15 protein-coding genes are annotated in these 15089 nt (G+C 39.4%); 3 read left to right on the top strand and 12 right to left on the bottom strand.

Translation table 11 applies throughout. The annotated features are described in order from the left end of the window. Window positions 1–18: 18 nt before the first annotated feature. Window positions 19–1215 carry an MFS transporter gene (locus L1283_RS18540; protein WP_088162914.1) on the top strand — a complete coding sequence of 399 codons (1197 nt, stop codon included), beginning with the start codon at window positions 19–21 and terminating at the stop codon, window positions 1213–1215. A 69-nt stretch (window positions 1216–1284) separates the two neighbouring features. Here L1283_RS18540 and L1283_RS18535 read toward each other — a convergent pair whose 3' ends face one another. The 7 genes from L1283_RS18535 to L1283_RS18505 all read right to left on the bottom strand — a co-directional run bounded on the left by L1283_RS18535 (window position 1285) and on the right by L1283_RS18505 (window position 7109). Further along, window positions 1285–2046, bottom strand: a complete 762-nt coding sequence (locus L1283_RS18535) for an SGNH/GDSL hydrolase family protein (RefSeq protein WP_075994140.1) — start codon at window positions 2044–2046, stop codon at window positions 1285–1287. A gap of 34 nt (window positions 2047–2080) precedes the next feature. Continuing rightward, on the bottom strand, window positions 2081–3268 hold the full coding sequence (locus L1283_RS18530; protein WP_088162912.1) for an aspartate aminotransferase family protein: 1188 nt from the start codon (window positions 3266–3268) through the stop codon (window positions 2081–2083). Window positions 3269–3329: 61 nt separating this feature from the next. Beyond that, a complete protein-coding gene (locus L1283_RS18525; protein ID WP_232475616.1) occupies window positions 3330–3749 on the bottom strand; it encodes a hypothetical protein in 420 nt (139 codons plus the stop codon). Beyond that, entirely contained in the window at window positions 3749–4705 is a 957-nt protein-coding gene (locus tag L1283_RS18520; protein WP_145327963.1) for a hypothetical protein, read from the bottom strand. The genes L1283_RS18525 and L1283_RS18520 overlap by 1 nt, the downstream gene beginning before the upstream one ends. A gap of 33 nt (window positions 4706–4738) precedes the next feature. Beyond that, window positions 4739–5284: an RNA polymerase sigma factor gene (locus L1283_RS18515; protein ID WP_075994136.1), complete on the bottom strand. Its 546-nt coding sequence runs from the start codon at window positions 5282–5284 to the stop codon at window positions 4739–4741. A gap of 21 nt (window positions 5285–5305) precedes the next feature. Beyond that, window positions 5306–6259, bottom strand: coding sequence for a transketolase family protein (locus tag L1283_RS18510; RefSeq protein ID WP_075994135.1), 954 nt, complete (start codon window positions 6257–6259; stop codon window positions 5306–5308). A gap of 1 nt (window position 6260) precedes the next feature. Further along, window positions 6261–7109 (bottom strand): transketolase, encoded by an 849-nt coding sequence (locus tag L1283_RS18505; RefSeq protein WP_075994134.1) that lies wholly within the window; start codon window positions 7107–7109, stop codon window positions 6261–6263. Window positions 7110–7279: 170 nt separating this feature from the next. Between L1283_RS18505 and L1283_RS18500 the strand changes: the two genes are divergently transcribed. After that, window positions 7280–9697 (top strand): glycoside hydrolase family 3 N-terminal domain-containing protein, encoded by a 2418-nt coding sequence (locus tag L1283_RS18500; protein ID WP_088162910.1) that lies wholly within the window; start codon window positions 7280–7282, stop codon window positions 9695–9697. 125 nt (window positions 9698–9822) lie between these two features. On the opposite strand, the gene L1283_RS18495 is transcribed toward L1283_RS18500, so the two are convergent. The 4 genes from L1283_RS18495 to L1283_RS18480 all read right to left on the bottom strand — a co-directional run bounded on the left by L1283_RS18495 (window position 9823) and on the right by L1283_RS18480 (window position 12496). After that, complete coding sequence (locus tag L1283_RS18495; RefSeq protein ID WP_088162909.1) at window positions 9823–10377, bottom strand: NifU family protein; 555 nt, start codon at window positions 10375–10377, stop codon at window positions 9823–9825. Window positions 10378–10449: 72 nt separating this feature from the next. After that, window positions 10450–11799, bottom strand: coding sequence for an adenylosuccinate lyase (purB, locus tag L1283_RS18490; protein WP_088162908.1), 1350 nt, complete (start codon window positions 11797–11799; stop codon window positions 10450–10452). Window positions 11800–11925: 126 nt separating this feature from the next. Beyond that, entirely contained in the window at window positions 11926–12129 is a 204-nt protein-coding gene (locus L1283_RS18485; RefSeq protein WP_088162907.1) for a PG1828 family lipoprotein, read from the bottom strand. 145 nt (window positions 12130–12274) lie between these two features. Beyond that, a complete protein-coding gene (locus L1283_RS18480) occupies window positions 12275–12496 on the bottom strand; it encodes a PG1828 family lipoprotein (RefSeq protein ID WP_075994129.1) in 222 nt (73 codons plus the stop codon). Between the two features lie 327 nt (window positions 12497–12823). Here L1283_RS18480 and L1283_RS18475 point away from each other — a divergent pair, with 327 nt between their 5' ends. Continuing rightward, window positions 12824–14173 carry an acyl-CoA dehydrogenase family protein gene (locus L1283_RS18475; RefSeq protein ID WP_198385988.1) on the top strand — a complete coding sequence of 450 codons (1350 nt, stop codon included), beginning with the start codon at window positions 12824–12826 and terminating at the stop codon, window positions 14171–14173. A 115-nt stretch (window positions 14174–14288) separates the two neighbouring features. On the opposite strand, the gene L1283_RS18470 is transcribed toward L1283_RS18475, so the two are convergent. Continuing rightward, window positions 14289–15074, bottom strand: coding sequence for an META domain-containing protein (locus L1283_RS18470; protein ID WP_088162905.1), 786 nt, complete (start codon window positions 15072–15074; stop codon window positions 14289–14291). Window positions 15075–15089: the final 15 nt, after the last annotated feature.

Below are 15089 nucleotides of genomic sequence, written 5' to 3'. Positions count from 1 at the left end.
TAATTTTTGAAAGACGTCATGATACAAGAGAAGGCGGGTAGACCTATTTTTTCTATTTTGTTTGCCGTGAGTATGGTGCATCTTCTGAACGATATGATTCAGGGAGTGATACCGGCAACCTATCCCTTGCTCAAAGAAGAGCATCATCTAAGCTTTTCTCAGGTTGGGATGATTACAATGGTTTATCAGATAGCAGCTTCAATATTCCAGCCTGTTGTAGGCTCATTTACGGATAAACATCCTGTACCGTACTCCCAGATTATAGGGATGTCTTTTTCACTTCTCGGTATGTTTTTGTTTTCGAAAGCACATAGTTATGAATGGATCTTATTTTCTGTTTTTCTGGTCGGGATTGGATCTTCAATCTTTCACCCTGAATCTTCTCGTGTAGCTTATATGGCGTCGGGAGGAAGAAGAAGTATGGCACAATCTATTTTTCAGATCGGAGGCAATGCAGGGACCGCAATGGCTCCAATCATTGTCGCTTTTTTGGTTTTACCGAGAGGGCAACAGGCGATCGCTTGGATGTGCTTATTTACCATTCTCGGCCAATTTATATCTTATTATATCGGTAGTTGGTATAAAAAGAGGCTTCAAAGCTCCGCTAAATCAACGAAGAGAACAATACGCGTACCTGATCTACCCAATAGCAGAATCGTCGTGACGGTTATTATACTCCTATTACTGATTGTTTCAAAATACTTCTATATAGCAAGTATCACAAACTACTTCCAGTTTTATACAATCAAGAAATTCGGAATCAATGAAGTGGAAGCACAAGTCTATCTATTTTATTTTCTGATAGCCGTTGCGGTGGGAACCCTACTTGGAGGAGCATTCGGCGATCGATTTGGTCGCAAATATGTCATCTGGTTCTCCGTCTTGGGCGTTGCGCCATTTGCATTGGCATTACCCTATGTTGGACTTACGATGACGGGGATATTAATCGTGATTATTGGGTTGATTTTATCATCAGCTTTTCCAGCAATTATTGTTTATGCACAAGAACTATTGCCTAAAAAGTTGGGTATGGTTTCAGGTTTATTTTACGGCTTTGCATTTGGAATGGGGGGGATTGGATCCGCTGTACTTGGCTGGCAGGCAGATCATACTTCCATCGAGTTTATTTATCACTTATGTTCCTATCTGCCATTGATCGGTATTGTGGCTTATTTTCTTCCCAATCTACAAAAAACACCTTATAAAGAAATTTAGATTTAACATATAGGCATATGTTAAAAAAGAAAGAGCGGATTTCAATAAAGTATCCGCTCTTTTCTTTTATTACTTGATGCAGTCCATCCAGGCTGAGGCCATCATTTGTGCCCCAGCAAGCGTGGGATGTACGCCGTCCGCAGCCCAATAGGCACCAGGGGCATTCTTTTGAGCATTGTCGAATATTTTTTGATAGGGGATAAGAATTGCTCCAAATTCTTTGGCGATCTCACGAGCGGATTCTTGATAAGCCAAAAATTTTGGATACCAAGCTTCAGTAATGTGACCTACACCCTTTACTGCAAAAGGCTCTCCAATGATCAATTTGACATTTGGAAGCTTTTGTAATGTCTCCTGCAATAGCTGTTTGTACTGGGATTTATACTCTTCAACCGTAGTCTGTGCTCCTCGATCGATTGTCCGCCAGAAATCGTTCACACCAATCAAAATACTCAATACAGTAGGGTTAATTGCCAGAGTATCCTCCTGCCAGCGCTTTTGAAGATCGGGTACACGATTTCCGCTAATACCTGTATTATATACCTTTAGTCTCTTTGCTGGATATTTATTTAAGAGTTGGCTGGCAGCCAATAAAGCATAACCATGCCCCAGCGCTGCGGTGTCATTGGCATTTTTGTTATTTCTATCTCGGCCCACATCCGTAATGGAATCGCCCTGAAATAAAATGATGTCGTCGTTATTTAAAGTGATTTTTGAGGAACCGACTGTTGATTCGTGTGCGAATACATCGTTTCTCAGTAAATCGGCGCCAGTCAATAGACCGGTGCCAATAATGCTTTTTTTGATAAATGATCTGCGGTTTGTGTTCATTATTAGGTTTTTGTTATGTTTAAAGTTACATACTTTAGGCATACTTTTCCAAACCTTTTATAATGATGTTACAAGCTTTTTCAATTTCTAGATTTGTAATAGTCAATGGTGGGGCGACACGGAGTGCCGTTTCACAATGCAGATACCAATCGATCATAACCCCTTTTTCAGCACAATACTTACTCACATTGTAAACTTGATCAAAAGAAGCCAGTTGCAGACACATCATAAGGCCTAGTCCTCGAATTTCTTTAATTGCAGGATGCCTGAGTTTTTCTTTAAATAAAAGCGATTTTCGCTCAACCTGTTCGACTAATTTTTCTTCCTTGATAACAGCTAGTGAAGCCCGCGCTGCGGCACAACTCACAGGATGCCCCCCGAAAGTTGTGATGTGCCCAAGCATGGGATTATCCTTAATAACGTCCATCACTTCTTTGGCTGCAACAAATGCACCCAAGGGCATACCGCCTCCGATGCCTTTGGCAAGCATCAGGATATCTGGAACAATAGCAAAATGTTCGAAGGCGAAAAGACGGCCTGTTCGACCGAAACCTGTTTGAATTTCATCAAAGATCAGTAAAGTACCTGTTTCATTACAGCGTTTTCTAACAGCTTGCATGTAAGCGATATCCGGGACTCGGACACCAGCTTCTCCCTGAATAGCTTCGAGGATGACAGCAGCAGTTTGTTCCGTAATCTTTGTGAGATCTTCCATGTCATTAAACCCGATAAAATCTATTTCGGGAAGGAGGGGGGCATACGCTTTGCGATACTCATCGTTTCCGATCAGACTGAGCGCGCCTTGTGTGCTGCCGTGGTACGCTTTTTTTGCAGCGATAATCTGCCTGCGACCAGTATATTTCTTTGCTATTTTCATAGATCCCTCTACGGCTTCCGTTCCACTGTTGGTGAGGTAGACTGATTGAAAATTAGCGGGAAGTTCTGCTAGTAATTCTGTAGCAAATTGCACCTGTGGCGCCTGCACAAATTCACCATAAACGGTGACATGTAAGTACTGCTCCAATTGTGATTTTATAGCCTCTAAAACCTTCGGATGACGATGGCCTATATTGCTGACATTGAAGCCGGAGACCAAATCCATATATTCTTCTCCATTGGGGCCATAAAGGTAGACACCTTCAGCCTTAACTACTTCAACCAATCTAGGTGAGCTAGATGTTTGAGCAGTATTCATTAAAAATAATTCTCTGTTGCTTAACATGATCTTACAAATGTCCGAAAATAAAAAAGAAGTCTTCAAGACTTCTTTTTTATTTTCGAGATTATTTTCTTCTATTCTGCAGGGATTTGTATAGATGTTCTCTGAATTCCTGTTCTACTTCAAAAAATTGCGATGCCCGCGCATTGCCAATAACTTTGGCAAATTTGACCCGGTATTCTTTTTTGATCTCCACTTCTTTAACATCATACTGTAAGACATCTCTGGAACCACCTCTAAAACTATTTTTGGGAGCACCATTCAATTTTTCTTTTCTGATATCCCAAAGTGTTTGGCTATACTCATTATAGAGCGGAAAGAATTGCTGAGCCTCTCTTGGCGTTAAATCTAGTTCTTTAGTAATGTAAGCTATTTTTTCATTTTCTATAGCTTGAAATCGATTTTTGTCTTGTGCAAAGCCCAAGGCAATAGAAAATATACTAAAGAACAATGTTATCCATATGTATTTTTTATCGAACATCATTATAAGGTATAGTTTAGATAATCTTCTATTTCTTGTTTAGATATATTACTCCCAAATCCCTTGGTAGGGAGATTCGCTTCATCGGTATACTGGGACATATAGATCATATCATCACCAGAAGCTGAAGCCGCAAGGTAATTAATAATTTCCTGCTTAGGAATTTCTGACAAATGTTGGCTCAACTGCTCTTCTGCAACTGTTTCTACGGGAGCTGCATTTTGTTGTTGATACTGATACCCCCAATATCCTCCTATGCTCAACATGGCGGCAAAAGATGCTGCAACAGCATAGCGTGCATACCATTTTTTCGGTCTTCCTATTTGATGGATAGGTGTATGATCTTTTTCAGGCTCCTGCACAGCATTAATAATACTGTCGGAAAGAGTCTCAAAATAATGTTGTGGTACATCAAAGCCTGCAGTCACAACCGTTTCTTTGAGTTTTTCTTCAGCGATACGAGCAAAAATAGTCGATTCAACTGTTTCTTCATAGCCAGCCGGAACAGAGAAACCATCTGTAGGAACTGTTTTCTTCAATTCCTGCTCAGCTAAACGGGCGAAGATGGAATCTTCAAGCGTTTGATTATAAGCAGAAGGCATTGTAAAGCCATCAGATACAATCGTTTCTTTTAATTTGTCTTCTAAAATTCGGTTGAGGATAGTTGAAGATAGTTCGGAAGCATAATTTTCAGGAATTTCAAAGCCGTCAGTAGCAACTTGATTTTTTAAATTGTCTTCTGCTACTTTACACATAATGGCCTCAGATAGGCTATCAAAATATCCTTCTGGAACCTCAAAGATGGATTCTTCCTTGCATTCAATCAATTTGACTTGCGTAATTATTTTTGATTCTAAATCACTGAAATAATTTTCAGGTAAGCCAAATGGATTTTCACGCAACGATGCTGGAAGATTTGTAGGCTCCAGCCCATCATGATATGTGCCATTTTCCTTCATAGTATTTGTTAGAACCTAATTTCGCTAAAAGGTTTAATCGTTGTTGTTAAAAAATGCCTCTATTTTTTTGACGGCCAAATGATAAGAGGCTTTAAGCGCTCCAACACTTGTTCCGAGAACTTCTGAAATCTCTTCATATTTCATGTCTTCAAAATATTTCATATTGAAGACCAATTTTTGCTTCTCTGGCAAGGTCAACAAAGCCTGTTGTAATTTCATTTGAGCTCTATCACCATTGAAATAATTGCCATCAGCAAGCGTTTCTGCCAGATAAGCAGTCGTGTCGTCATCCAACGACACGTTCTGCTTTTGCTTTTTCTTATTTAAGAAGGTAATACATTCATTTGTTGCAATACGATAAAGCCACGTGTATAACTGTGAGTCTTCCCGGAAGTTCCCAAGGTTCTTCCATACTTTCACAAAAATATCTTGTACAACATCGTCCGCATCGTCATGATCGATGACCATTCTTCGCACATGCCAATAAATCTTCTGTTGATATTTCTTCAACAATAAACGGAAAGCTTCTTCTCGCGTACTCTCTTCGGCGAATTTTGCTATAATTAAAGCGTCATCCATATATTGACTTGCGTAGTTTTGTTATTTTCTTTTGATTACTTTTTGAGCCGCTGCAACAATAGCCGCTGCATTCAGACCGTATTTTTCCATCAATTGAGCAGGAGTACCTGATTCTCCAAAACTATCATTTACAGCAACGTATTCTTGTGGAGTAGGCAACTCTCTTGTTAATACCTGAGCAACGCTATCACCTAAACCGCCAAGACGATTATGCTCTTCCGCCGTTACGACACATTTGGTTTTAGCAACAGATTTTAAAATAGCTTCTTCATCCAAAGGTTTGATTGTATGGATATTGATAATCTCAGCGTTGATGCCCAACTCAGCTAATTGCTCACCAGCTTGGATAGCTTCCCATACCAGATGACCTGTAGCAATGATCGTAACATCCGTTCCTTCATTTAATAATACCGCCTTACCAATCACAAATTCCTGATCAGCAGGAGTGAAGTTAGGAACTACAGGACGGCCAAAACGCAAATAAACCGGTCCATCATATTTGGCTGCAGCAATCGTAGCGGCTTTTGTTTGATTGAAATCACAAGGATTGATCACTGTCATTCCAGGCAACATTTTCATCAAACCGATATCTTCTAAGATTTGGTGAGTTGCACCATCTTCACCTAAGGTTAGACCAGCATGTGACGCCGCAATTTTTACATTTTTGTCCGAGTATGCGATCGATTGGCGAATCTGATCATAAACACGGCCTGTTGAGAAATTTGCGAATGTACCTGTGAATGGTATTTTACCACCGATCGTAAGTCCGGCAGCAATACCCATCATGTTTGCTTCCGCAATACCGATTTGGAAAAAGCGCTCAGGAAATTCTTTGATAAAATCGTTCATTTTTAACGAACCGATTAAATCAGCACATAATGCAACTACATTCTCATCTTGCTTTCCTGCTTCTAGTAAGCCCGCACCAAATCCTGAGCGTGTATCTTTTGACTCTGTATAAGTATATTTTTTCATGCTAGTAATCTCCTAAAGTTTCTGTAAGCTGATTCAACGCCGACGCCAATTGTTCGTCATTTGGAGCAACACCATGCCATTTATGAGAACCCATCATAAAATCAACACCGCTACCCATTTCAGTATGCATCAGAATAATAACCGGTTTACCTTTTCCTGTGCGTGATTTAGCTTCTGCTAAACCTGCAACAACAGCATTCATGTCATTGCCTTTAGCAATTTCCATCACATCCCAGCCAAATGCTTCCCATTTTGCACGAAGATCACCAAGAGATAATACTTGATCTGTAGATCCGTCAATTTGTGCTTTGTTATAGTCAACAGTAGCAATTAAATTGTCGATTTTGTTGTGTGGTGCGTACATTGCAGCTTCCCAAACTTGGCCCTCCTGCAATTCGCCATCACCCATTAAAACATAAACTAGATTATTGTCTTTATTCAATTTTTTTGCCTGTGCGGCTCCAATTGCAACAGATAATCCTTGGCCCAATGATCCCGAAGCAATACGAATACCCGGAAGGCCTTCGTGTGTTGTTGGGTGACCTTGAAGTCTGGAATTGATTTTTCTGAACGTTGCTAATTCGCTCACTTCAAAATATCCCGCATGCGCCAATGTACTGTAAAATACAGGAGAGATGTGTCCATTTGACAGGAAGAATAAATCTTCTCCTTTTCCATCCATGTCAAAGGAAGGATTGCGTTTCATTGCATTGAAATAAAGCGCCACAAAGTAATCTGTACAACCTAACGAACCACCTGGGTGTCCTGATTGACAAGCGTGTACCATACGTACGATATCACGTCTTACCTGTGATGCAATTTGTTCTAGTTTGTTAATATCTGCACTCATTTTTTTTGTTGGTTTCACAATTGGTCGTAAAGTTAACTATTTTTAAGCTAGATGCTTGTTAAAAAATGAATTTATATTGACTTATCCCAGATCGACGATGTGTTTGATCTGCGGATTTTTATTTTTTTTGTACCTTGCTTCACTTTATAAAACCAACAATTTTCAGCATAATGCCTAATCAACTCAAAAGCAGCCTTATTATTTCAGCGCTCTCAGCCCTTTATTTGCATTCTTCTGCCCAGCACATCAACATTTACCATAAGGATTGGATCGATTTTAACAAAAATGGGAAAAAGGATATTTATGAAGACCCCAAACAGAAAATAGCCAGTCGCGTGGAGGATCTGTTGCGTCAAATGACTGTTCAAGAAAAGGCCAATCAGACGGTTACACTCTACGGTTATGGGCGGGTTTTGAAAGATGAGCAGCCCACTGCCGCTTGGGACAAAGAGATTTGGAAACACGGCTTGGCCAATATCGACGAAATGTTGAATAGCTTGGCTTATAATAAGTCGGCAAAAAGTTCATTTTCGTATCCCTTCAGCCGCCATGCTCAAGCCTTAAATAATGTTCAAAAATGGTTTGTGGAAAACACACGACTTGGTATTCCCGTTGATTTTACCAATGAGGGGATTCATGGACTCAACCATGATCGCGCTACTTCCCTGCCGGCACCAATCAATATTGGAAGTACATGGAATACTTCACTGGTACGTAAAGCTGGCGATATAATTGGTAGGGAAGCCAAATATCTGGGCTATACCAATGTCTATACGCCTATTCTTGATGTTTCTAGAGATCCGCGCTGGGGAAGAGTGGTTGAAACCTATGGCGAAGATCCGTTTCATATTGCTGAAATGGGGAAACAAGTTGTTTTAGGGATTCAACAAAATGGAGTCGCATCCACATTGAAACATTATGCGGTCTATTCTGTGCCCAAAGGGGGAAGAGATGGCAATGCACGTACGGATCCTCATGTTGGCTTTCGTGAGATGCATTCGCTTCACCTCTATCCATTTAAAAGGGTCATAAAGGAAGCCAAACCCTTGGGAGTCATGAGTAGTTATAATGATTATGATGGCGTGCCTGTATCTGCCAGCAGCTATTTTTTACAGGACTTACTCCGAAAAGAGTATGGTTTTGAAGGGTATGTGGTGTCCGACAGTGAGGCTCTAGAGTTTATTTACAACAAACACCATGTTGCTGCAAACTATAAAGATGCTATTAAACAGGCATTAGAGGCGGGTTTGAATGTGCGGACAAATTTTGATCCACCGAGTACATATCTAACGCCACTAATGGAACTAATAGAAGAAGGAGGGCTGGATATCAAAATATTGGATCAGCGGGTTCGCGAAGTCCTGACCGTGAAATTTAAACTGGGTTTATTTGATCATCCATTGAGAGAAGATATAGCGATAGCCGATAAAAAGGTGCATACCCCCGCAGATGAAGAAGTATCACTTCAAATGAATAAGGAGTCTATTGTTCTGTTGAAAAATGAACAGAATCTTCTCCCAATAGACGTGAATAAATACAAACGAATTTTGGTTACGGGACCAATGGCAGAAGCAACAAATTATACGACAAGTCGCTATGGACCTTCCAATAATCCGATCACCACCATCAAAGATGGGATTATAAACTATGGAAAAACAAAGGCACTTCGGGTTGATTATGCAAAAGGGGTAGATGTCGTGGATAAAAACTGGCCTGAGAGTGAGATTATTCCAACAGACTTGTCCGGCGAGGAGCTGGAAAAGATGGCCGAAGGTGTTCGTCTCGGTAAAGAATCTGACCTAATCATAGCGGTAATGGGCGAGTCGGAACGGGAAGTCGGTGAAAGTCGATCGCGATCAGATCTAAATTTGCCAGGCAAGCAACGCGACTATTTAATGAAATTGAAGGAAACAGGTAAACCTATTGTGCTGGTACTTGTCAATGGTCGTCCACTTACTGTCAATTGGGAAAACAAGTATCTACCTGCAATTGTGGAGAGTTGGTTTCTTAGCAATCAGTCGGGAAATGTTCTTGCCGAAATGCTGTTTGGAGGGTATAGCCCTAGTGGAAAATTGCCTATTTCATTTCCGAAGTCCGTCGGACAGGTTGAAATGAATTTTCCGACCAAGCCCGCTGCACAGGCGGGGCAACCTGGGGTCGGACCCAATGGGTGGGGCAATAGTCGGGTTGTTGGATTCTTATACCCTTTTGGATATGGATTAAGCTACACAGATTTTAGTTTTTCAAATTTACAACTCGCGAAGAAACAGATCAGACCAACGGATTCCCTTACAGTTACGGTTGATATTGAAAACATAGGGAAGAGGAAAGGCGCCGAAGTTGTTCAGCTTTATATCAAAGACGTGCTGTCTTCGGTAACGACATATGAGATGGATTTGCGTGGATTCGAAAAAGTTGAGCTTAATCCAGGGGAAAAGAAGACGTTACAGTTTACGATCTTACCTGCCCACCTGGAACTTTTGGATCAGCATAATAACTGGACAGTTGAACCCGGCAAATTTGAACTATTTATCGGTAATTCTTCTGTTAATCTTCCGCTTAAAGATTCATTTGAAGTAGTCAATTAGGTTAAAAAATGCTATACCAAGCAGATGGTGGATAGCGATTATTTCTTCTTAAGACTAGTGAATAAAAAAAGGATTCAGCAAAATTAATTACTGAATCCTTTTTTTATTGTATCGAATAGCTGTGATTACATGGCCTCAGCGACAACTTCAGTCACTTCTGGAACCATGCGTTTCAACAATCCCTCAATTCCTGCTTTTAATGTGATTGTCGAAGATGGACAACCACTGCAAGAACCTTTTAGTTCAACTGTCACAATACCTTCGTTGAAGGATTTATAATGGATTGCTCCACCATCTTGTTCAACAGCAGGTCTTACATAATCATGTAATACTTGTTGTATCTTCACTTCAGTTTCAGTACCTTCAAAATTAACCTCTGTATCGTGGTGTACCGTTTTTACAGCAAGTTCAGACTCTACAGCACCTTTTACAAAGTCTTTTAGCAAGGCTTCAATGTCTTCCCATTCCGCATCTTCAGTTTTGGTAATGGTCACGAAGTTACTTGCAAAAAATACCCCATTTACAAAGTTAAATTTGAATAATTCAAGTGCAAACGGTGAATCTTGTGCTGCTTCTTTATTTGGAAAATCCACACTACCGTTGATCAACAATTTATTGACCAAGAACTTCATTGTAGAAGGGTTGGGTGTAGACTCTGTATATACGTTAATCGTAGCCATGTAGTATCTATTTTTATTCCAAGCAAATATAGGTCAAATGAAGCTTTGTTAAGGTCATCTATAAGTAAAAGCTTATAAAGTGACACCTGTGTAGTTAGAAGGACTGATCGCTTTCAGTTCCTCTTTAACTTCCGCTGATACATTTAGATTATCAACAAATGTTGCTATCGTTTCTTTTGTAACATGTGTGTTGGTACGTGTTAGGTCTTTTAAAGCTTCATACGGCTTTGGATAGCCTTCCCTTCTCAATATAGTTTGTAGTGCCTCCGCAACAACAGCCCAATTATTTTCAAGATCATTGGCCAACGCCTGTTCGTTTAAAATCAATTTGCGTAACCCTCTCAAAGTCGATTTAATAGCAATTAGGGTATGTGCAAACGGAACACCAATATTACGTAATACCGTAGAATCTGTTAAATCTCGTTGAAGGCGGGAAACTGGTAACTTAGCCGCAAGGTGCTCAAAAATGGCATTTGCAATACCTAAATTTCCTTCTGCATTTTCAAAGTCAATCGGGTTGACTTTATGTGGCATAGCCGAAGAACCGATTTGACCAGCAGTGATTTTTTGTTTAAAATATTCCATCGAAATATATGTCCAAATGTCACGGCATAAATCGATGACAATATTGTTTATCCGTTTTAAGGCATCACAGCTCGCCGCAAAGTTATCGTAATGCTCAATCTGTGTGGTCGTTTGTGAACGGTCTAACCCCAAGATATTGTTTACAAAATTATTCCCAAAATTGATCCAATTTGTCGCTGGATATGCAACGTGATGCGCATTAAAATTACCAGTTGCGCCACCAAATTTAGCGGAATACGGTACTTGATGTAATAGTTGCAATTGACGTTCTATGCGTTCGATAAAAACATAAAACTCTTTACCCAAACGAGTTGGAGATGCCGGTTGTCCATGGGTACGTGCCAACATCGGGATGTCTGACCATGACGTTGCTAATGATTTTAACTCATGAAGCAACTCTTCTATTGCCGGTGTATAACTTTCTTTAATGGCTTCTTTCCAGGAAAGTGGAATCGCTGTGTTATTGATATCTTGTGAAGTCAAACCAAAATGGATGAATTCAAGGTAGTCCTGTAATCCTAATTTTTCAAATTGATCTTTTAGAAAATATTCAACTGCTTTAACATCATGGTTCGTAACTTTTTCTGTGTTTTTGATCCAAATGGCATCTTCTTCAGAAAAATTCCTGTAGATATCCCGCAATTTTTCATTGAGTGTTTTGTCAAACTGTTGTAATTGAGCAATACCGGATTCACTTAATGCAATAAAATATTCGACCTCTACGCGTACACGATATTTTATTAAAGCAAATTCGGAAAAAAATGCTGAAAGTTCATTAGTATTATTGTAATAGCGTCCGTCAATAGGCGTAACTGCTGTTAAAGATGATAAAGCCATAGATTGAATGATTTTTGGCAAAGGTAAAAAAATGCTTGGAGCTTAGCAATTTAATTGGTGTAGATATAAAAAAAGCCTCCTTGTTGAAGGAAGCTTTTTATACGGTGTAAATTCTTTTTCAGCGAATTAGTGAGCAGCTTTAGTTGAATCAACTTTAGCAGCAGCTGAATCTACAGCAGTTTTTGCTGAATCCAATTGCGTGTTAGCTGAATCTAAAGCAACGTTAGCTGAATCAGTAGCAGCGTCAGTTTTTTTAGCTGTTTCACCACATGATGCGAAAGCCAATGTTAAAGCTAAACCTAAGAAACCGAATTTGAATGCGTTTTTCATTTTATTAAAATTAAAATATTTTTAAATCTTGTTATTTAGGAGTTAATACCATTAAACCAAAAAGGTAACCCCTGTATTTATTTTTTTTAAAAAAAGAAAGGCCTTTCGTAAAAAAGGCCTTCCAAAAGCTTTATTCAGTCCTGAATTATTTAGTAGCAGCTGAATCAACTTTAGCAGCAGCTGAATCAACTTTAGCAGCAGCTGAATCAACTTTAGTAGCAGCTGAATCTAATGTGTTAGCAGCTGAATCAACTAAAGCAGAAGCTGAATCTGCAGCACCTTCAGCTTTTTTCTCTGAATTGTTACAAGATGCGAAAGCTACAGTTAAAGCTAAACCTAAGAAACCGAATTTTAATGCGTTTTTCATTTTCTAATTTTCTAATTTAAATTGAAATAATTTTCTTTTTCATCTCTTAATACACGTAACCAAAAAAGGTAACCCAAAAAATGATGTTTTTTTAAAAATATTTTTAACACATTGTTTTTCATTTATTTATAATTCTATGTTTTATTCAAAACATTCCTGATTCCACTATTTTATTGATAGGGGATTGGGCGATATAAGGTAAGATATTGTCCATTCGTTTGTTTACCGGATAATTCCATCTTGTCAATTTGTATCATGTCATTTCCAAACAATTTTGGATTATTTTTCTTATTTTAAGAAGTAAACACTTAAAAAGAAATTGCAGTTATGTTTGATAAAGTAAAGAATATAATGGATTTGGCAAAATCAATAGACTTTGGCAAATTGGAAGAAATATCGAAGAAAGTGGATTTGGGAGCAGTCATGGATGCCGTATCAAAAATGGATGATAAGCAGCTTCATGGTTTAATGAAAATGCTAAGTGCAGGAAAAGAAAAAAAGGAATTACCGCCTATTAATGGTGATTTCTATGCTATGGATAGCAAATTAAACGATTCAGATCGTGCATTGCAATTGAAGGTAAGGGAGTTTATGGAGACCGAAGTTAAGCCAATCGTCAATAAATATTGGTTAAGAGATGAGTTCCCTTTTGAAATAGTACCGAAACTAGCAGCTTTAAATATTTGTGGCTATACCTACGATGGGTATGGTTGTATGGGGGGAAGTTCATTAATGGAAGGGATCATAGCGGCGGAGATAGCACGGGTAGATGCTTCTGTAGCGACTTTCTTTGGCGTACAGAGTGGTTTAGCCATGGGATCAATTTATATTTGCGGATCCGAAGAGCAAAAACAAGAGTGGCTGCCCAAAATGCAGCAGATGCAAGTGATTGGTGCTTTTGGTTTAACAGAGCCCGAAGTAGGGTCGGGAGCAGCAGGCGGATTGACAACGACCTGTAGGAAGACAGCTGAAGGTTGGGTCTTAAATGGTCAAAAAAAATGGATCGGGAATTCCACCTTTTCCGATATCACAATCGTATGGGCAAGGGATCTTGATGATGGCGAAGTTAAGGGGTTTATTGTACGAAAGGATAATCCAGGTTTTTCAGTTGAAAAAATTAAAGATAAGATGGCTTTGCGCATTGTGCAGAATGGCCTTATTACTTTAGCGAATTGTATCGTTCCAGAAAGTGATCGCCTGCAAAATGCGAATTCCTTTAAAGATACAGGAAAGGTTCTTCAGATGACGCGAGCAGGTGTCGCTTGGATGGCCGTAGGATGTGCGCGGGGTGCTTATGAAAATGCCTTGGATTATACGCGTAAAAGGAAGCAATTTGGTAAACCAATCGCTTCTTTTCAACTTATTCAAAATCACCTGGTTGAAATGTTGTCCAATTTAACAGCTATGCAAACGCTTGTCTTCAGATTATCTGAATTACAGGATAAAGGTGAACTAAAAGATGAACATGCCTCGCTGGCTAAAGTCTTCTGTTCTTTACGTACGAGAGATATTGTTTCCAAGGCTCGAGAGGTCATGGGTGGAAACGGTATTCTGTTGGAGTATAATGTCGCACGGTTTTTGGCCGATGCCGAAGCAATTTATTCCTATGAGGGGACAAAAGAAATCAATTCACTCATAGTTGGTAGAAGTATAACTGGATTTAGTGCCTTTGTTTAGGCGAGATCCGGCTGGTTTTTGACTTCCTGTTGCCAAATATCGCTTAATACATAAAAAGGGCGTTGTTTTTTAAACAATGCCCTTTTTACTTCAGTTGGAGCAAAAAAGCAATTTTCTATTTCCGTTTAAATCGCATAATAGCAATATCTCCCATGATAAATGTCAAGGTATTCTCGCTTACACTATAGGTGTTTACCTTTTCCAATGTCGAAAAGAAAGTTGCTTCACCATTACCTTCGCAGGCCATTTTCGTTGACATAATCGGGCCAAAATTAATGGTATTTCCATTGGTTTTAAAAGTCGTATTGTAGTTATTGCAGCTACTATTTCCGTTTACTTTACCACTGGCAGCATCAAATGTCATTGTTGGTTTACGATTGGGATATAGACCATCGAAAGCGATCCGTGGGCCGGATATATAATCAAGTTCCCAAGTTCCACTAAGTTCTTGTTTATTGTTCTGAATTAACTTAAATTTTGCCAGGGGAGCCATCTTAGCTTTGTTCAGGCTAAGAATGCCATCCTTAACCGTATAATTATCTGCAGCAGTCAGGTTTTTGGATAAAGCTTGTTCAATAGACATATCCGGACAGGCCATCATCGTAGACATGCCCTGAGCAAATTTAATCTTTCCATTTTTTGATAATGTCAATTCTCCACCGATGCCATTACATCCGCCACTTGCACTGTAACTTTTTTCGTCCAGCTGGAGGTAAGGCATTTTGCCGTTGATCTGATCCGCTACAGGCTGTCCATTGATTTCAATCAATTGCCATTTTTTTCCAATTACTGACGACATGCTACTGTCTGTGTTCTGCTCATTCGCGTTCTTCTTGATCACAGAGCAACTTCCAAGACTAACGATTAAGATGGCCAATATGGCGATGTTTTTAAAGTTCATATTCTAAATTTTAAC

It is taken from the genome of Sphingobacterium sp. HSC-15S19, assembly GCF_050433745.1.
Classification (GTDB): Bacteria; Bacteroidota; Bacteroidia; order Sphingobacteriales; family Sphingobacteriaceae; genus Sphingobacterium; species Sphingobacterium siyangense.
The sequence above is the reverse complement of the archived record's forward strand: the minus strand, read 5'-3'. Positions and strand labels throughout refer to the sequence as shown.